This is a genomic window from Streptomyces sp. JH002, from assembly GCF_050916115.1.
Taxonomy (GTDB): Bacteria; Actinomycetota; Actinomycetes; order Streptomycetales; family Streptomycetaceae; genus Streptomyces; species Streptomyces xiamenensis.
On record NZ_CP087989.1, the window covers coordinates 233,102 to 250,265 of the forward strand.

The 17,164-nt window shown below is 73.2% G+C and carries 19 protein-coding genes; 6 read left to right on the forward strand and 13 right to left on the reverse strand.

Features of this window, described 5'->3' with window-relative positions:
• Nucleotides 1–142: 142 nt before the first annotated feature.
• The 4 genes from H7827_RS01000 to H7827_RS01015 all read right to left on the reverse strand — a co-directional run bounded on the left by H7827_RS01000 (nucleotide 143) and on the right by H7827_RS01015 (nucleotide 3,753).
• Nucleotides 143–1,192, reverse strand: coding sequence for a pectinesterase family protein (locus tag H7827_RS01000; protein ID WP_432741827.1), 1,050 nt, complete (start codon nucleotides 1,190–1,192; stop codon nucleotides 143–145).
• A 73-nt stretch (nucleotides 1,193–1,265) separates the two neighbouring features.
• The gene (locus H7827_RS01005; protein WP_432741829.1) at nucleotides 1,266–1,925 is read right to left on the reverse strand and encodes an FMN reductase; all 660 of its coding nucleotides are present in this window, start codon (nucleotides 1,923–1,925) and stop codon (nucleotides 1,266–1,268) included.
• The gene (locus H7827_RS01010; RefSeq protein ID WP_432741831.1) at nucleotides 1,922–3,010 is read right to left on the reverse strand and encodes an LLM class flavin-dependent oxidoreductase; all 1,089 of its coding nucleotides are present in this window, start codon (nucleotides 3,008–3,010) and stop codon (nucleotides 1,922–1,924) included. Before H7827_RS01010 ends, H7827_RS01005 begins: the two co-directional genes overlap by 4 nt.
• 113 nt (nucleotides 3,011–3,123) lie before the next feature.
• Nucleotides 3,124–3,753, reverse strand: a complete 630-nt coding sequence (locus H7827_RS01015; RefSeq protein ID WP_432741833.1) for an IMPACT family protein — start codon at nucleotides 3,751–3,753, stop codon at nucleotides 3,124–3,126.
• Nucleotides 3,754–3,812: 59 nt separating this feature from the next.
• On the opposite strand from H7827_RS01015, the gene H7827_RS01020 reads away from it, so the two are divergent.
• Nucleotides 3,813–4,223 carry a CoA-binding protein gene (locus H7827_RS01020; protein ID WP_030737629.1) on the forward strand — a complete coding sequence of 137 codons (411 nt, stop codon included), beginning with the start codon at nucleotides 3,813–3,815 and terminating at the stop codon, nucleotides 4,221–4,223.
• A gap of 15 nt (nucleotides 4,224–4,238) precedes the next feature.
• On the opposite strand, the gene bla is transcribed toward H7827_RS01020, so the two are convergent.
• Nucleotides 4,239–5,198 (reverse strand): class A beta-lactamase, encoded by a 960-nt coding sequence (gene bla / locus H7827_RS01025; RefSeq protein WP_432741836.1) that lies wholly within the window; start codon nucleotides 5,196–5,198, stop codon nucleotides 4,239–4,241.
• 127 nt (nucleotides 5,199–5,325) lie between these two features.
• Here bla and H7827_RS01030 point away from each other — a divergent pair, with 127 nt between their 5' ends.
• Nucleotides 5,326–6,276, forward strand: a complete 951-nt coding sequence (locus tag H7827_RS01030) for a LysR family transcriptional regulator (protein WP_432741838.1) — start codon at nucleotides 5,326–5,328, stop codon at nucleotides 6,274–6,276.
• Nucleotides 6,276–7,178 (forward strand): serine hydrolase, encoded by a 903-nt coding sequence (locus H7827_RS01035; protein WP_432741840.1) that lies wholly within the window; start codon nucleotides 6,276–6,278, stop codon nucleotides 7,176–7,178. The genes H7827_RS01030 and H7827_RS01035 overlap by 1 nt, the downstream gene beginning before the upstream one ends.
• A gap of 10 nt (nucleotides 7,179–7,188) precedes the next feature.
• On the opposite strand, the gene H7827_RS01040 is transcribed toward H7827_RS01035, so the two are convergent.
• A complete protein-coding gene (locus H7827_RS01040; protein WP_432741842.1) occupies nucleotides 7,189–7,743 on the reverse strand; it encodes a YbaK/EbsC family protein in 555 nt (184 codons plus the stop codon).
• A 17-nt stretch (nucleotides 7,744–7,760) separates the two neighbouring features.
• On the reverse strand, nucleotides 7,761–8,336 hold the full coding sequence (locus tag H7827_RS01045) for a helix-turn-helix domain-containing protein (protein ID WP_030737612.1): 576 nt from the start codon (nucleotides 8,334–8,336) through the stop codon (nucleotides 7,761–7,763).
• Nucleotides 8,337–8,444: 108 nt separating this feature from the next.
• Between H7827_RS01045 and H7827_RS01050 the strand changes: the two genes are divergently transcribed.
• Together H7827_RS01050 and H7827_RS01055 are read left to right on the forward strand one after the other, a co-directional pair.
• Nucleotides 8,445–9,305, forward strand: coding sequence for an EamA family transporter (locus tag H7827_RS01050; protein WP_432741845.1), 861 nt, complete (start codon nucleotides 8,445–8,447; stop codon nucleotides 9,303–9,305).
• Nucleotides 9,306–9,327: 22 nt separating this feature from the next.
• Nucleotides 9,328–10,299 carry a hypothetical protein gene (locus tag H7827_RS01055; RefSeq protein WP_432741847.1) on the forward strand — a complete coding sequence of 324 codons (972 nt, stop codon included), beginning with the start codon at nucleotides 9,328–9,330 and terminating at the stop codon, nucleotides 10,297–10,299.
• Nucleotides 10,300–10,331: 32 nt separating this feature from the next.
• Here the strand turns inward: H7827_RS01055 and H7827_RS01060 are convergent, their stop codons facing one another.
• The 6 genes from H7827_RS01060 to H7827_RS01085 all read right to left on the reverse strand — a co-directional run bounded on the left by H7827_RS01060 (nucleotide 10,332) and on the right by H7827_RS01085 (nucleotide 15,586).
• Nucleotides 10,332–11,186 (reverse strand): spermidine synthase, encoded by an 855-nt coding sequence (locus H7827_RS01060; RefSeq protein WP_432741849.1) that lies wholly within the window; start codon nucleotides 11,184–11,186, stop codon nucleotides 10,332–10,334.
• Nucleotides 11,187–11,276: 90 nt separating this feature from the next.
• On the reverse strand, nucleotides 11,277–12,455 hold the full coding sequence (gene tuf / locus H7827_RS01065) for an elongation factor Tu (RefSeq protein WP_432741851.1): 1,179 nt from the start codon (nucleotides 12,453–12,455) through the stop codon (nucleotides 11,277–11,279).
• Nucleotides 12,456–12,732: 277 nt separating this feature from the next.
• Nucleotides 12,733–13,413, reverse strand: coding sequence for a uracil-DNA glycosylase (locus H7827_RS01070; RefSeq protein ID WP_030737601.1), 681 nt, complete (start codon nucleotides 13,411–13,413; stop codon nucleotides 12,733–12,735).
• Nucleotides 13,414–13,504: 91 nt separating this feature from the next.
• Nucleotides 13,505–14,266, reverse strand: coding sequence for a 3-oxoacyl-ACP reductase FabG (gene fabG / locus H7827_RS01075; RefSeq protein ID WP_386539983.1), 762 nt, complete (start codon nucleotides 14,264–14,266; stop codon nucleotides 13,505–13,507).
• Between the two features lie 82 nt (nucleotides 14,267–14,348).
• Nucleotides 14,349–14,747 carry a DUF3037 domain-containing protein gene (locus tag H7827_RS01080; protein WP_030737596.1) on the reverse strand — a complete coding sequence of 133 codons (399 nt, stop codon included), beginning with the start codon at nucleotides 14,745–14,747 and terminating at the stop codon, nucleotides 14,349–14,351.
• Nucleotides 14,744–15,586, reverse strand: a complete 843-nt coding sequence (locus H7827_RS01085) for a HipA family kinase (protein ID WP_432741854.1) — start codon at nucleotides 15,584–15,586, stop codon at nucleotides 14,744–14,746. The genes H7827_RS01080 and H7827_RS01085 overlap by 4 nt, the downstream gene beginning before the upstream one ends.
• Before the next feature lie 610 nt (nucleotides 15,587–16,196).
• Here H7827_RS01085 and H7827_RS01090 point away from each other — a divergent pair.
• Nucleotides 16,197–17,159, forward strand: a complete 963-nt coding sequence (locus H7827_RS01090; RefSeq protein WP_432741856.1) for an NADP-dependent oxidoreductase — start codon at nucleotides 16,197–16,199, stop codon at nucleotides 17,157–17,159.
• Nucleotides 17,160–17,164: the final 5 nt, after the last annotated feature.

Consider the following 17,164-nt stretch of genomic DNA (forward strand, 5'->3'; position numbering starts at 1 on the left):
CCCGGACCGGTACGGAAGGGATGAGTCGGCCAAGGTCCCTACGCTAAGCGGTGTCTGTACCGGTGCGTCCGGCGGGTGTGGCGGACGGTGCGGTCCTTCCCCCGTGGTGTCGGGGGGGAAGGACCGCGAGGGTGCGGGGAGCCTACGGCGTCCAGCCGCCGAGCCAGGTGGCCGGGGTGTGGGAGCCGGCCTGTTGGTCGGTCAGGTGGGGGCGGGTGCCGCTCGGTGCGCCCGCTCCGGGGCCGCTGTTGCGGTACTCGGCGAACCGGGCGCCCTGCCAGGGGAAGCCGCTCATGTCGGTCCAGGGAGTGGCGCGGATCGCGGCCGACAGCTGGGTGTCGCGGACGGTCACCTGGGGGTGCAGGGTGGCGTCGCCGCCGGAGTACCAGGGGCGGCCCAGGTAGGAGGTGCCGGCGCTCACCTCGCCGGTGATGGTGGAGTCGGTGATGAGGAAACCGGGGAAGCGCGGCGCGGTGGAGGGGGCGGTGACGTAGCCGGCCGAGGTGCCGTCGGGGCGGCGGGTGACCTGGATGACCGAGTGGGTGATGACGGCTGTGGCGCGGCCGAAGATGAAGTCGACGTTGCCGCTGATGGTGGAGTGGGAGATGTGGACCCGGCCCTGCCGGTCCTTGTTCGCGCTGTCCAGCAGCAGGGTGTCCTGGTCGCCGTGGGCGGCGATGTTGGAGAGCACGATGCGGTCGCCGCGGGTGCGCAGCGCCACCGCCTGGTGGTTGGGCTGGTCGGCGTGGGCCAGTTCGTCGAAGTCGTTGGCGAAGGTGATGTTGCGGGCCTGGAAGTCGTCGGCGTCGACGGCGAAGGTGGCGCTGCCGCTGGTGCCGTACGTGCCGCCGCCCGGTTTGGGGGTGCCGCTGGAGTTGTTGTAGACGATCGTCACGTCGGCGGCCCGGCCGCTGCTGCCGACGAGCCGGATGTGCGGCTTGTCGCTGGGCACCAGGACGACTTCCCGGTAGACGCCTGGCTGGACGGTGATGGTGACGGGGCTGGTGTTGTTGGCGGGGACGGCGTCGATCGCCGCCTGGATGCCGGCGAAGGCCGCGCTGCCGTCGGCGGCCACCGTCAGGGAGGCGGCGGCGTGAGCGGGCGCGGCGGTGGCGGCCGGGGTCAGGGCGGTGGTGAGCAGGGCGGCGGCCAGCAGCAGGGGTGCGGCCAGGGTGCGGGGACGCGAACGCATGGGTCATCCGTTCTGCGAGGGAGGTGGTGTCCTTCGCACCCTGGTTGCCGCGGGGACCGGTTTGGTTGCCGGCTCAGCGCTGGGGGCGCAGCGCCGCCAGTTGTTCGGCGAAGGGGATGACCTCCCGCTCCCCGACCGGCGCTGATGTGGGGGCCGAACCGCCGGCACCGGCTCCCGGCGCGCCCGCCATGAGTGCGGCGAGTTCGCGGCCGGCGCGCCGGATGCGTTCGGGGAGCCGGTCCACGAGCGGGTCGGTGCCGCCGCCCCAGTCCTCGGACGCCGCGTACACCCCGGTCGGTACGGTGACCGTCCGCAGGTAGCCGAACAGCGGGCGCATGGCGTGGTCCAGCACGAGCGAGTGCCGGGCGCTGCCGCCCGTGGCGCCGACCAGAACGGGGCGCCCCGCGAGCAGGTCGGCTTCCAGAAGGTCGGCGTAGGACTTGAACAGTCCGCTGTAGGAGGCGTTGAAGACCGGGGTGACGGCGATGATGCCGTCCGCCCCTGTCGTGGCGTCGAGCGCGTCGCGCAGCGCCGGGCCGGGGAATCCGGTGACCAGGTGCTGGGCGATGTCACCGGCGAGTTCGCGCAGTTCGATGACCCGGGTGGTCACCTCGCGGCCGTTCTCCTCCAGGTGTGCGGCGGTGGCCTCGGCCAGCCGGTCGGCGAGCAGCCGGGTGGTGGACGGCTTGCCGAGGCCCGCCGTGATGACCGTCAGCTTCAGCGGGGTCGTCATCGCAGGGATCCTTCCTTGAGCTGGGCGACCCGGGCGGCGTGGGTGGGGCCCTGCGGCACGCCGTCGGCCCGCCGGGCGGCGAACTCCTTGCGCAGCACCGGCAGTACCTCCTCGCCGAACAGGTCGAGCTGCTCCAGCACGGTCTTCAGCGGCAGCCCCGCGTGGTCGACCAGGAACAGCTGGCGCTGGTAGTCGCCGAAGGACTCGCGGAAGGTCAGGGTCTTCTCGATGACCTCCTGCGGGCTGCCGACGGTCAGCGGCGTCTGGTCGGTGAACTCCTCCAGCGAGGGGCCGTGGCCGTAGACCGGGGCGTTGTCGAAGTAGGGGCGGAACTCGCGGACCGCGTCCTGGGAGTTGCGGCGCATGAAGAACTGCCCGCCGAGGCCGACCACGGCGCTCTCGCGCGGCCCGTGCCCGTAGTGCGCCCAGCGGTCCCGGTACAGGTCGATGAGGCGCTTGAAGTGCTCCTTGGGCCAGAAGATGTTGTTGGCGAAGAAGCCGTCGCCGTAGTACGCGGCCTGTTCGGCGATCTCGGGGCTGCGGATGGAGCCGTGCCACACGAAGGGCGGGACGCCATCCAGCGGGCGCGGGGTGGAGGTGAAGCCCTGGAGCGGGGTGCGGAAGCGGCCTTCCCAGTTGACGACGTCCTCGCGCCACAGCTGGTGCAGCAGCGCGTAGTTCTCGATGGCCAGCGGGATGCCCTGCCGGATGTCCTGGCCGAACCAGGGGTAGACGGGGCCGGTGTTGCCGCGGCCCAGCATCAGGTCGACGCGCCCGTCGGCCAGGTGCTGGAGCATCGCGAAGTCCTCGGCGATCTTCACCGGGTCGTTGGTGGTGATGAGGGTCGTGGAGGTGGACAGGATGAGCCGCTCGGTGCGGGCGGCGATCCAGCCGAGCATGGTGGTGGGCGAGGAGGGGACGAACGGGGGGTTGTGGTGCTCGCCGGTGGCGAAGACGTCGAGTCCGATCTCCTCGGCCTTGAGCGCGATGGCGGTCATGGCCTTGATGCGGTCGTGCTCGCTCGGCGTGGTGCCGTTGGTGGGGTCGGTGGTGACATCCCCGACCGTGAAAATGCCGAACTGCATCGTGCCCGCCTCCTAGATTGTTTACTGTTCAACTATACCGCCGGAACACGGTCCGGCCGCCCACTATTCCCCCGCGCCTCCGGCCCCGCCGGAGCCCCGTCGCGGCGCGCCCCTCAGGCCACGCCGTAGGTGTCCTCGCCCAGCTCCAGCCGTGCCGCACCGGCCGTCGCGTCCGCCAGCCAGCCCTCGAACCCGGGCACCCCGGCCGCCGGCAGCGCGACCCCGATCGTCACCGCGGCCCCGTAGCGCACCTCACGCACCGCGTGCCCCTTCGCGCGCAGCTCATGCTCCAGACGGCCCGCCCGCTGATGATCGACCGTGACCGTCGCCAGCCGGTACCGCCGCCGGGTCTCGGTGCCCACCGCGTCCAGCGCCGCCCCCACCGCTCCCCCGTACGCCCTGATCAGCCCGCCGGCGCCCAGCTTCACCCCGCCGTAGTACCGGGTGACCACCGCCACCGCGTACCGGATCTCCCGCCGGGTGAGCATCCGCAGCATCGGTACCCCCGCCGTGCCGCCGGGCTCGCCGTCGTCGCCGCACTTCTGTACGCCCGCCTCCGCACCGATCACATACGCCCAGCAGTGATGGGTGGCCGTGGGGTGCGCCGCCCGCTCCCGGGCGAGGATCGCGGCCGCCGCCTCCTCGGTGCCCGCCGGTGCCAGCGCGCACACGAAGCGCGAACGGTTGACCTCGGTCTCGTGCACACCCCCCGCACCGGCCACCGTCACATACGCGTCCCGCATCCGGCCAGCCTATGCCGAGGCCCGGGAATGGCGTGCCCGGGGCGGTCGTTGACGCAGGCATGGACACCGAAACGGACACCGTACGACGCATCCTCACCGAGACCGGCGACACCTGGGCGGTCGTGGGGCTGTCCAACAACGAGCGCCGCGCCGCGTACGGGGTCGCCGCCGTGCTCCAGCGGTTCGGCAAACGGGTCGTGCCCGTCCACCCCAAGGCGGAGACGGTGCACGGCGAGCGCGGCTACGCCTCGCTCGCCGAGATCCCGTTCCCGGTGGATGTGGTGGACGTCTTCGTCAACAGCGCACTCGCCGGGGCGGTCGCCGACGAAGCGGTGGCCATCGGGGCCAAGGCGGTGTGGTTCCAGCTCGGCGTGGTCGACGAGGCCGCCCGGGAACGCACCCGGGCGGCCGGTCTCGACATGGTGATGGACCGCTGCCCGGCGATCGAGATCCCCCGGCTGCCGAGCTAGGACGCTGTCTTCCCGTTACCGGGAGCTGTCCAGCGCCCCGACCGCCACCGAGGCCGCTTCGGCGATGAGCGCGTTGTCGAACTCCGCGTCCTCCTCCTCCCGGGTGGAGTAGACCGCGAGCAGCAGCGGCTCGCCGCCGTCCTCCGGCCACAGCACCGCGATGTCGTTGCGGCCGCCGTAGCCGCCCGCGCCGGTCTTGTCGCCCACGGTCCAGCCCTCACCGACGCCCGCCCGGATCAGCTCGTCCCCGGTGGTGTTGGTGATCAGCCACTCGCTCAGCTGCGCGCGCTCCGGCTCCGGCAGCACCTCGCCCAGCACGTAGGCGCCCAGGTTCGCGGCGAAGACGCGCGGGGTGGACGTGTCCCGCTCATCCCCGGGCACGGCCTCGTTCAGCTCCGGCTCGTAGCGGTTCATCCGGGTCGTGTCGTCGCCCAGCCCGACCAGCCGCTCCTGAAGGCCGGCCGGGCCGCCGATGGTGTCCCAGAGCAGGTTCGCGGCGGTGTTGTCGCTGTAGCGGACGGTGGCGTCGCACAGGTCCGACATGCTCATCCCCCCTTCGGGCAGGTTCTCCTCCGTCACCGGCGAGTTGGGGACCAGGTCCTCCTCTCCGTACGGGATCACCTCGTCCATGCCCGCCAGGCCGTACTCCTCCAGCACGGCCCCGCACAGCAGCGCCTTGAAGGTGGAGGCGTACGCGAACCGCTCGTCCTCCCGGTAGCCGATCTCCTCGCCGCTGCCGGTGTCCAGCGCGTACACACCCAGCCGTACGTCGTACTCCTCCTCCAGACGGGCGAAATCCTCCTCCGGGTCCTGGGCGAGGTCCGCGTCCGCAACGGACTCGCCCGCCGTCCGCCCGCCCTCGCCGTCCGCCGTACCGCCCTGGTCCGCGCCGCCGCAGCCCACCAGCGGCACCAGCACCAGCGCCCCCAGTGCCCCCGCCAGGAACCTGCCGCCCACTCGCCTGTGCACCCGCATCTTCGCTCCCCTTCACGCACGGACCGGGGACGGTCCCCGCCCGCGTGATCACCCTCCCGCCCGGCCGCCCATGCCGTCCAAGACCCGGATGCGCGGTTCCATGCCGAAGTGGCATAGGCTCGCGGCCATGGATCTGGTCGGTGCCTGCCGCGCCTTCGTGAAGGTGAGCGAACGCGGCAGTTTCACGGTCGGCGCGGCGGCCGCCCGGATGGCCCAGTCGGTGGCCAGCCGCCGGATCGCCGCGCTGGAGAAGCATCTGGGCGAACCCCTGCTGGAACGCTCGGCACGCCGCGCGACGCTCACCCCCTTCGGCCGCGATCTGCTGCCGCACGCCCGCCGGCTGGTCCAGCTGGCCGAACTGCTGGAGCACGAGGCGGAGACCGCCAAGCGCCGCCCGTTCCGGCTGGCCCTCCCGGACGGCTGCCCGCCCGGTGCGCTGGCCCGGCTCATCGCCGACGCCCGGCGCCACGAGCTGATCCTGGAGCCCCGGCCGCTGCCGCCCGCCGAGCGCGCCGAGCGGGTGCGGGTCCAGGAGGTGCGCGCGGCCCTGGTCGCGGTGCCGGAGAGCGAGGCGGTGTGGACCGTTCCGCTGGGCCTGGCCGGGGCGACCGAACCCGCCGGGGCCCGGATCCATCTGGAGACGCTGCGTGCCGGGCGCACCGACCGCGACCCGCCGCGCCGGGTGTGGCTCCAGCCGGAGGACGAGGTGCCGCACATCCGCGACCCGCTGGCCCGGCTGCGCGACGCGGTGGGGCTGCGGCCGGCCCAGCTCATGTCGGCCGGTTCACCGGCCGCGGCCGCCGCCGAGGTGCTGTGCTCACGGGACCTGCTGCTGTGCTCGCGGGCACAGGCGGCGGAGCTGGGCCTGCACTGGCGCCCGCTCGGCGAACTGCGGCCGGTGCGCGGCTTCGCCGTGGCCGCCGCCGTACGCGCGGACGCCGAGCGGATCAGGGAACTGCTGGGCGACGGCATCGCCCGCTGCCTGGGCGCCGAACCGCAGGGCGGGAGCGGCCCGCGGGCCGGGGCGCCGGCACGGACAGGACCGGGAACGGAAACGGGGGCGGGCACGGCCGCATGATGAGCGAGGACCGTCTGCTGCGGGAGTTGCGCGCGACGCTGCGGGACGGCGGGCTGCGCGGCTCGTTCCTGGTGCGCGATCTGGCCACCGGTGACGAGCTGGGCATCGACCCCGATCTCGAATTCCCGATCGCCTCCCTGGTGAAGATCCCGCTGGCCATCGCGACCCTGGAGCGGGTACGGCGCGGCGAGCTGGACCCCGCCCGGCAGATCGAGGTGGCGCCCGGCCGCGTCGCCGCGCCGGGACCGACCGGGCTGAGCCGGTTCCGGCACCCGGCCCGGATGGCCGTCGACGACCTGCTCTACCTGGGCGTCTCCATCAGCGACAGCACCTCGGCCGACGCGCTGTTCGCGCTCACCCCGCCCGCCGCGGTCGCCCGGATCCTGGACGAACTCGGCCTGGACGGCGTCTTCGTGCGGCACCCGATGGGCGACCTGGAGGACACCCCGGTGGACCGGCTCCATCCGGCGGACGCCCACCTCGCGCACTCCCTGGCGATCGGCGCCAGCACCAGCGGCCGGGGCCACCCGGTGTGGCAGCTGGACATCGCCCGCGCCAACACCGGCACCGCCCGGGCCTTCACCGAACTGCTCCAGGCGCTGTGGACCCCCTCGGCGATCGACCCGGGGATCGCGACGCGGGTACGGGAGCTGATGGGGGCCAATCTGCTGCGGCAGCGGCTGGCCCCCGACTTCAGCTCGGACGCCACCGTGTGGTCCTCCAAGACGGGCACCCTGCTGAACCTGCGGCACGAGACGGGCGTGGTCGAGCACGCCGACGGTCAGGCGTTCGCGGTGACCGCGCTCACCGAGTCACAGGTTCCGGCGGGCCGGCAGCCGGAGGCCGAGGCACTGATGGGCCAGGTGGCCCGGGCGCTGCGCGATCAGCTGCGGCAGGGATGAGCCGGGCGGATCAGCGGCCGAGCCCTTCCACCACCGTCACACCGGGCAGGGAGCCGAGCGCCTTGCCCGGCAGGATGATCTTGCCGCGCCGGTGGCCGCTGCCGATCAGCGCCCAGGGCAGCTCGACGGCGGCCGTGTCCACCAGCAGCGGCCAGCCCGCCGGCAGCCCGATGGGCGTGATGCCGCCGTACTCCATGCCGCTGGCCTCCACGGCCTGCTCCATCGGCGCGAACGACGCCTTGCGGGCACCCAGCAGGCGGCGCACCACCCCGTTGACGTCGACCCGGGTGGTGGCGGGCACCAGGGCGGCGGCGAGCGCGGTCTCCCCGCCCCGCTTCCCGGCGATCACGACGCAGTTGGCCGAGGCCTGCTCCAGGTCCGCGCCGTAGGCGGCCACGAAGACCGCGGTGTCGGCCTTCTCCGGGTCGCTGTCCACGAACAGCACCTGCTCGACGGGCACCGGCCCCGACCAGGCCCGCAGGGCGGCGCCGACCGGCGCGGGCAGCAGGTCCAGGCACTCGATGGCGGGACGGGCTTCGTCGAATGTTCCGATGGGGGCGCGCATGGCGGCACCGTAACAAGTCAGCCGTTCGCGGACGGCACCGAGGCGGCCATCATGAACTCGACGGGCTCCTGCCCTTCGTTGCGGTAGCTGTGCGCCACGTGGGCCTCGTACGAGGCGGACACCTGGGCGGGCACGTCATGGTCCACGCCGTCCAGCCGGATGGTGAGAACTCCGGTCGTCACGTGCACCAGTTCGGTGCTGCCCGGCGGGTGCGGGTCCGAGACGTGACTCTCCCCCGGCATCAGCCGCCAGCGCCACAGCTCCAGCGGCCCCGGCGCCTCGGTGCCGGCCAGCAGCGTGCTGTGGCTGCCGGCCTCGGTGGACCACAGCCGGATCGCCCGGTCCGGGGGCACCAGCCGTACGGAGGGGGTCTGATCGAAGTCCAGCAGCGTCGTGATGCTCACCCCCAGCGCGTCGCCGACCTTCACCACCGTGCCGACGCTGGGGTTCGTCCTGGCCTGCTCGATCTGGATGAGCATCCCCCGGCTGATGCCGGCCCTGGCGGCGAGCCCGTCCAGGGTGAAGCCGCGTTCGGTGCGCAGCCGGCGCAGGTTGCGGGCGAGGGACTGGGTGAGCTGATCGAGGTCGGTCACGGGCGGCCTCTCCGCAGGGGTCACATATTCTGTACGCCACAGTGCAATGAAGTGCGCTAGAGTACGGCGTTCCCTCTTCGTCCAACGCACTGTACTGCGAGGTACTCAATGGTAGCCCTGGCCCTGGTGACCAGTCTGCTGTGGGGGCTGGCCGACTTCGGCGGCGGGCTGCTGTCCCGGCGTACCCCGGCGCTCACCGTGATGGTGGTCTCGCAGAGCCTGGCCACGGTGACGCTCGGCACGATCGTCGTCGCCACCGGGGCCTGGAGCGAGGCCGGGCCCCGGCTGTGGTGCGCGGTGGCGGCCGGGCTGATCGGGCCGGGCGCGGTGCTGTGCTACTACCGGGCGCTGGCGCGCGGCCCGATGGGCGTGGTCTCCCCGCTGGTGGCGACCGCCGTCGCGGTACCCATCACGGTGGCGCTGGTGCTCGGCGAACGGCCGCAGCCGCTGCAGTACGCGGGCATCGGCATCGCCGTGATCGGCGTGCTGCTGGCCGGTGGACCGCAGCTGCGCGGCGCCGCCCTCCAGCGCCGCACCGTCGCGCTGGCGCTGGTGGCGGCGGCCGGGTTCGGGGCGGTGCTGGTGCTCATCGTGCAGTCGGCGACCACCGTGCGCGGGCTGCTGCTCGCCCTGTTCGTGCAGCGGCTGTGCAGTGTGGCGGTGGGCGGCGGGGCGCTGTTCGCGGCGGCGCGGCGCGGCGCCCCGGTGCTGCCTAAGGGCGGGCGGCGGGCCCTGGCGGGGACGCTGCCGGCGCTGGCCTTCGTCGGGGTGGCGGATCTCGCGGGCAACGCCACGTACGCGCTGGCCGCCTCCATCGGCCCGGTGACGATCGCCGCCGTGCTGGCCTCACTCGACCCGCTCATCTGCGCGCTGGCGGCGCGCGGTGTCCTGCGGGAGCGGCTGCGGCTGATCCAGGCGGCGGGGGCGGGGCTCGCGATGACCGGGACACTGCTGCTGGCCTCCGGATAGTTCTTCTCTATTCTCCTGTTCCATGAGGCCAGGAGAACAGCAGCCGGGGGACGGCCGACCTTCCGCGGTGAACGGTCCGTACCAGCAGCAGGGCGGGCATCCCACGCACCCCCCTTACCCGTACGGGAGGTACCAGCCGACGCAGGGGCCACCGGGGCCGTACGCGCCCACCGCGCTCACCCAGCCGCCCGGCGGCGGGGGCGGGGGCCGGTCGAAGGCGGCGATCGCCGTCGTCGCGACGGCCGTCGTGGCAGCGGCGGCCGTGGTCACCACGGTGCTGGTGCTGCGCGACGGCGACGGGCAGCCGTCCGCCGCGCCGACCCCCACCGAAGGGGAGAGCACCACGGGCGCCCGTCCCGCCCCCGATGACCCGAGGCGTTCGGTGGTCACCGTCCCGGACCCGGTAGTCGCCCCGGACTGGCGGGTGCAGACCAACGCGGACAAGCACAACGCGTTCGACGTGCCGCCGGAGTGGCAGACCAACTCCGAGGACACCCTGGTCGGCTACAACGACTCCCGGGAGGGCGCCGATCCGCAGGACGTGCTGGTCGCCATGTCGGGACCGGTGGAGTACATGTACGGCTGGTGCGCCGAGGCGGAAAACGCCACCTCCCGCGCGCTGGCCGGCACCAAGGCGGGCCAGGGCGCCTCGGGCATCGAGGAAGCCGCCACCAATGAGGCGAAGAACTGGGTACTGGCCGCCTACGACCAGGAGCAGCAGGGCACCTTCACCACCTCGGAACCGGAGCCGTTCACCAGCGAGCACGGCATCACCGGGTACACGGTGACAGCCACGGTCACCGACGTGCCGCCGGACCCGGACGCGGCGTGCGAGGGCCCCGGGGGCGGCAAGGCGATCACGTTCTCCTACATCGACGCCGAGGGCGATCTGGCCACCTGGGTCCTGGTGATGGACACCGGGTACCCCGAGGAGCCCACCCAGGAGACGATCGACGCGATGATGAACAGCCTGCGGCCGTACGCGGTGGACTGAGGCCGCCGCCCGCCGGGGCGGGCGGGCGCGGCTCAGCCGACGCCGAACGCCCCGGCGGGCGGCGGTGGGGAGGGACGGGCGGCGTCCTCCGGTACGGGGCGGGCGTCGCCGGTGAGCCGGGTCAGCTCGGCGCCGTGCACCACACGGGCCGGGAACGGGTCGGCGGCCACCCGGCGGGCCAGGCCCTCGGGTGGCAGGGGCGCGGCACGGGAGGCGAGCAGCAGCACGTTGCCGAACCGCCGGCCGCGCAGGACGGAGGGCTCGGCGACCAGGCACAGCTGCTCGAAGGCGTCGGCGAGATTGGCGAGTTGGGAGCGCAGAAAGCCGAAGGGCGCGGCATCCGCGAGATTGACGGCGTAACAGCCGCCCGGCCGCAGCGCGCGGGCCGCCGCGTGGGCGCAGCTAGCGGTGGTCATCGGCCCGGGAATGCGGGAGCGGTCGAAGACGTCGGCGATCACGAGATCGTACGCACCGGCCGGCGCCGCCTCCAGCTCCTCCCGGGCGTCCGCCACCCGCGTCTCGATGGGCTCGGCCGGTGGCACCGGGAGCCGCTCGGCGATCAGCGCGGCCAGCGGGCCGTCCGCGTCCACGACGCGCTGCCGGGAGCCGGGGCGGGTGGCGGCGGCGTACCGGGGCAGGGTGAGCGCGCCACCGCCCAGGTGCAGCAGGTCGAGCGGGTCGCCGGCCGGGGCCGTGGTGTCCAGGACATGGCCGATCCGGCGGGTGTACTCGAACTCCAGGTGGGTGGGGTCGCGCAGGTCGACGTAGGACTGCGGGGCCCCGTCCACGGTCAGCAGCCAGGCGCCGTCCCGGTCGATGTCGGGCAGCAGCCGGGCGGTGCCGTATGCCACCGGCCGGATCACCGGTATCGCCTCGTCCTCGCTCACCCGGACATTGTCCCCCGGCCGGCCCGGGCCACGACCCGGGCCGGCCGCGGCCTGCGGCGGGCGGCCCCGGGGAGCCGCCCGCCGCGCCGCTCAGGCGTCGTCGACCGCCGTCACCCGTCCGGCGCCCACCGTGCGGCCGCCCTCGCGGATCGCGAAGCCGAGACCCGGCTCCAGCGGTACGGCGTGCCCCAGTTCGACCGTCATGGTGACGGCGTCCCCCGGCAGCGCCGTCCCACCGTCGGGCAGGGTGATGTCACCGACGACGTCCGCCGTGCGGATGTAGAACTGCGGCCGGTAGCCGCTGGCCACGCCCGTGCGCCGGCCGCCCTCCGCCGCGGAGAGCAGGTACGTCTCCGCGGTGAAGACGCGGCGCGGGGCGACGCTGCCGGGCAGGGCCACGATGTCGCCGCGCCGTACCGCGTCGCGGGCCACCCCGCGCAGCAGCAGCGCCACGTTGTCGCCGGCCTGCGCCTCGGTCATCGGCTTGCCGAAGGTCTCCAGGCCGGTGACCACCGTCTCGGTGCCCGCCCCGCCCACCAACAGCACGCGGTCACCGACGCGCACCGTGCCGCGCTCGACGGCGCCGGTGACCACCGTGCCGCGCCCGGTGATGGTCAGCACGTTCTCCACCGGCAGCAGGAACGGCGCGTCCACGTACCGCTCGGGCACCGGCACGTACGTGTCGACCGCGTCCAGCAGTGCCTCGATCGCGCCGCTCCAGCGTGGCTCGCCGCGCAGCGCGCCGAGCCCGGAGACCCGGACCACCGGCAGCGACTCCCCCGCGTATCCCTGCGCGGTGAGCAGTTCGCGCACCTCCAGCTCCACCAGGTCCATCAGCTCCGGGTCGCCCATGTCGGCCATGGTCATGGCCACCACGATGTGCTCGACGCCGACCTGCTTGGCGAGCAGCACGTGCTCGGCGGTCTGCGGCATGACGCCGTCCACCGCCGAGACGACCAGGATCGCGCCGTCCAGCTGGGCGGCACCGGTGATCATGTTCTTGATGAAGTCGGCGTGCCCGGGCATGTCGACGTGGGCGTAGTGCCGGGTCTGCGTCTCGTACTCGATGTGCGAGATCGTGATGGTGATGCCCCGGGCCGCCTCCTCCGGGGCCTTGTCGATGCGGTCGAAGGGCACGAAGGTGCCGGTGCCGCGGTCGCTGAGGACCTTGGTGATGGCGGCGGTCAGCGTCGTCTTGCCGTGGTCGACGTGGCCCATGGTGCCGATGTTGAGGTGGGGCTTGGTGCGAACGTATGCCTGCTTGGGCATGTTTTCTTCCTTCACGGCTGCGCCGGTGCGGCGCCGGCCGGGGACCGTCCCGGCCGGCGCGCGAACCCCCTGGATCCCACCGACCCTCCCCCTGCGGGGTCCGCGGTGCGATCCGGGGAGGGTCAGCGTCGGGCGCCGTCTGCGGCGTGCGGGAAGACGGCAGCCTTCGGCGCGTCCGCTGCTGCGGACGGCGCTGCGAGGAAGGTCTGCCGGAACATGTGCACCATCGTGGCCCGTTGGGGCCGGGCGTGTCGAAGGGTTTTCCCGGGCTCCCCGGTCAGGAGGCGGACGCCGCCAGGTCCGGGATGCGCCAGTCGATCGGCGTGTGGCCCTGCGCGGCGACGGCCTCGTTGATCTGGGTGAAGGGACGGGAGCCGTAGAACTTCTTGGCGGACAGCGGGGAGGGGTGCGCACCCTGCACCACGACGTGCCGCTCGGTGTCGATCAGGGGCAGTTTCTTCTTGGCGTAGTTCCCCCACAGCACGAAGACGGCGGGGTCGGGACGGGCGTCGACGGCGCGGATCACCGCGTCCGTGAAGGTCTCCCAGCCTTTGCCCTTGTGTGAGTTGGCCTCGCCCTCGCGCACCGTCAGCACCGCGTTGAGCAGCAGCACGCCCTGCTGGGCCCACGGCATCAGATAGCCGTTGTCGGGGATGGGGAGGCCCAATTCGCTGTGCATCTCCTTGTAGATGTTGCGCAGCGAGGGCGGAGTCTTCACCCCGGGGCGGACCGAGAAGCACAGCCCGTGCCCCTGGCCCTTCCCGTGGTACGGGTCCTGGCCCAGGATCAGCACCTTCACCCGGTCGTACGGGGTGGCCTCCAGTGCCGCGAAGACCTCCTCGCGGGGCGGGAACACCGGCCCCCGGGCCCGCTCCTCCTCGACGAACTCGGTGAGCTCCTTGAAGTAGGGCTTGCCGAGTTCCTCGCCGAGCGGGCCCTGCCAGGATGCGGGCAGCATGCCGATCACGTCGCGACCTCCGATGGTGCGCCAAGAGTGGGTTCGGGCACGAACGTACCCGGTGGCACTGACAACCGGCGGCCCGCCCGGCTCAGTTCAGCGGCCCGCCCGCCACGTACAGCACCTGTCCCGAGACGAATCCGGCCTCGTCCGCGGTGAAGAAGGCGATGGCGCGGGCCACGTCCTCGGGGGCGCCGACCCTCCCCACCGCCGTCTTCGCGGCCGCCGCCTCCTGGAAGTCGTCGAAGCCGACGCCGACCCGGGCGGCGGTGGCGGCGGTCATGTCGGTGACGATGAAGCCGGGCGCCACCGCGTTCGCGGTGATGCCGAACTTGCCCAGTTCCTTGGCGAGGGTCTTGGTGAAGCCCTGGAGCCCGGCCTTGGCGGCGGCGTAGTTGGCCTGGCCGCGGTTGCCGAGCGCCGAGGACGAGGAGAGGCTGACGATCCGCCCGAAGCCCGCCTCCACCATGTACGACTGGCAGGCCCGCGCCATGAGGAAGGCGCCGCGCAGATGGACGCCGATGACGGTGTCCCAGTCAGTCTCGTCCATCTTGAACAGCAGGTTGTCGCGCAGCACCCCGGCGTTGTTGACCAGTACCAGCGGCGGGCCGAGTTCGGCCGCCACCTGCCGCACGGCGTCCCGCACCTGGTCGGTGTCCGAGACGTCGCAGCCGACGGCGAGCGCGGTGCCGCCGCCGGCGGTGATCTTCTCCACCGTCTCCCGGCAGGCGTCGGGGTCCAGGTCGAGTACCCCGACGGCGCGGCCCTGGGCGGCGAGCCGCAGCGCGGTGGCGGCGCCGATGCCCCTGGCCGCTCCGGTGACGATCGCGACCCGCTGCTGAGTGGTGGACATGCTGCGTCTCCTCGCCGTCGAGTGGTGGCCGAGGCGACGCTAGAAGTCGGCCACCTGCCTGTCAACGGCGTGTCGCCGGTGTTCAGCGCACCAGCGTCGCCAGCAGCCGTTCCAGTTCGGCCGCCGGGTCGGCCGTCAGCCCGCTGTGCACGGGCCCCGGCTGGACGACGGTGCTGCGCGGCGCGACCAGCCAGCGGAACCGCCGGCCCGGGCCGTCCCCGGCCGCCTGCCCCGCGCTGCTGCCCCCGTCGCAGACCCGCTCGGCGGCCCGCAACGCCGCCTGTACCCCGGTCAGGTCGACGTCCGGGTCCAGGGCACGCAGCCGCCGCGGGTCCAGATGGGTACGGGCGGCCAGGAAGGAATGGGCCTGGGAGTACAGCAGCACACCGGCGTTGACGCACTCACCGCGTTCCACCCGGGGCACGACCCGCAGCAGCGCGTACTCGAAGACCTCGCGCTGCCGCGCCGGGGTGTGGTTCATCGGGCATCGTCCTGGGTGCTGTGGGTGGTGAGGGGCAGGCCGCCGGTCAGCCAGCCGGGTGCCTGGGAGGGCTTGTCGGCGGTGGGCGGCCCCACGGTGATGTGTTCATGGATGCTACGGGCCCGGGCGGCCAGCACCTCGCCGTAGGCGGCGCGCACCGCGTCGGGGGTGTCGAAACCGGGCTCCCCGGCCAGCCAGGCGTCGGGGACCAGGGCGGTGACCTCGGCCAGCAGTTCGACGGTCACCCGCGGGGCGAGCGCGGCGGCGGCCTCGGCGACGCGCGGCCCGAACGGGGCCAGGGCGTGGTCGGAGGCGTCGTAGGGGCGCTCGGCCCAGGCGCTCGCGGTGGGCCAGTTGTGGTGCCAGATCAGGGCGGCGCCGTGGTCGATCAGCCACAGGTCGCCGTGCCACACCAGGAGGTTGGGGTTGCGCCAGGAACGGTCGACGTTGCCGATGAGGGCGTCGAACCACACCACCCGGCCGGCCTCGGCCGGGTCCACCCGGTAGGCGAGCGGGTCGAAGCCGAGCGACCCGGGCAGGAAGTCCATGCCGAGGTTGAGTCCGCCGCTGGCCTTCAGCAGTTCCTGGACCTCCTGGTCGGGTTCGGCGCGCCCGATCACCGGATCCAGCTCCATGCGCACCAGCTCGGGCACCCGCAGCCCGAGCCGGCGGGCCAGCTCGCCGCAGATCACCTCGGCGACCAGCGTCTTGCGGCCCTGGCCGGCGCCGGTGAACTTCATGACATACGTCCCCAGGTCGTCGGCCTCGACGATCCCGGGCAGCGATCCCCCCTCCCGCAAGGGGGTGACATAGCGGGTGGCGAACGTTTCGCGGAGCATTCCCCCAGGCTATCGGGCCGTCCGGTCTGGGGATCCAGGGTGCTCCGTCGGCCCGTCCTCCCCGGCTGCCCACCCGGATCACGGCTGGGGAGTATGGGGGGTTCAGCCGAAGGCACCGGGCCCCTGTCGGCCCATATGAGCCGGCCCCGGAGCGGACCCAACCGCTAGCTACCGGGACCCGGTCACCGTGCGGTCGTCGGCTCCGGTGCGCCCCGGGGAGCGCGCCGGTCGCGAGCAGCTGCTCGCCGGGCGCCTGCGTGGCCAGAACGACGGTGTCCGCACTCTCCGGCGCAGACTCGTCGTGGTCGACGACGATCCGGCAGTCCTCGTGCGTGCGCGCCGGCCGGCCGCCGAGGGAACAGGTACTGACGGAGTACAGACGGGTCCCATCCGGTTCACCGGCCTCGTTGAACACCCGGGCCGCGATGCCCAGGTCCAGTTGCAGGTCTCCGTCGAGGGCGAGAACGACAACACGTTGCGCCATGGCCGGAATGGTGCGACAGATGTCCTCCTGGCCCCTCACCCGCCTCTGCTGCCACACGGCACTGTTTCTTTCAGCGGGGCCCGGTCCCGCTGAAAAAACAGTGAGACGACATGAGATGAGGACGCCATGGGTGAGCACACGATGCGGGCAGTCACCATCAGGGAGTTCGGCGGGCCGGAGGTACTGACCGTCGAGCAGGCCGCGCGCCCCGAGCCGCTGCCGACTGAGGTGCTGGTACGGGTGCACGCCGCCGGGATCAACCCGGTGGACTGGAAGACCCGCGAGGGCCAGGGCATAGCGGGGCTGCACACGCTCCCACTGACCCTGGGCTGGGACGTGTCCGGTGTCGTCGAGCAGGTCGGCTTCGGCGTCACCACCCTGAAGACCGGCGACGAGGTGTACGGCATGCCGTGGTTCCCGCGCACCGCCGGCGGCTACGCCGAGTACGTCACCGCCCCGGCCCGCCAGTGGGCCCGCAAGCCGGCCACCCTCGACCACGTGCACGCGGCCGCCGTGCCGCTGGCGGCGCTGACCGCCTGGCAGACCGTGGTCGACACCGCCCACGTCCAGGCCGGCCAGCGCGTCCTGATCACGGCCGCCGCCGGCGGAGTGGGTCACTTCGCGGTGCAGTTCGCCCGGCACCTGGGCGCCCACGTGATCGCCACCGCCAGCGCCGCCCGCCACCCCTGGCTCAAGGAACTCGGCGCCGCCGAGACCATCGACTACACCACCACCCGCTTCGAGGACGTCGTCAAGGACATCGATGTCGTCATCGACCTGGTGGGCGACGCCCATGACCAGACCAGCACCCGCTCGCTGAAGGTCCTGCGTCCCGGCGGCCTGCTGGTCGCCGTCCCCGGTGTCGCCCCGGAACTGGCCCGGGCCGCCGAGGCAGACGGCGTGCGCGTCACCCCGTACCTGGTCGAGCCGGACGGCGCGGCGCTGGCCGTGATCGCAGACCTGATCGACGAGGGCGAAGTCGCCGTCGAGGTGGAGGAGACCTTCCCGCTGGAGCAGGCCGGCACAGCCCACGCACACGGCGAGGCAGGCCGCACCCGCGGCAAGCTCGTCCTCACCGTCGCCAACTGACCATC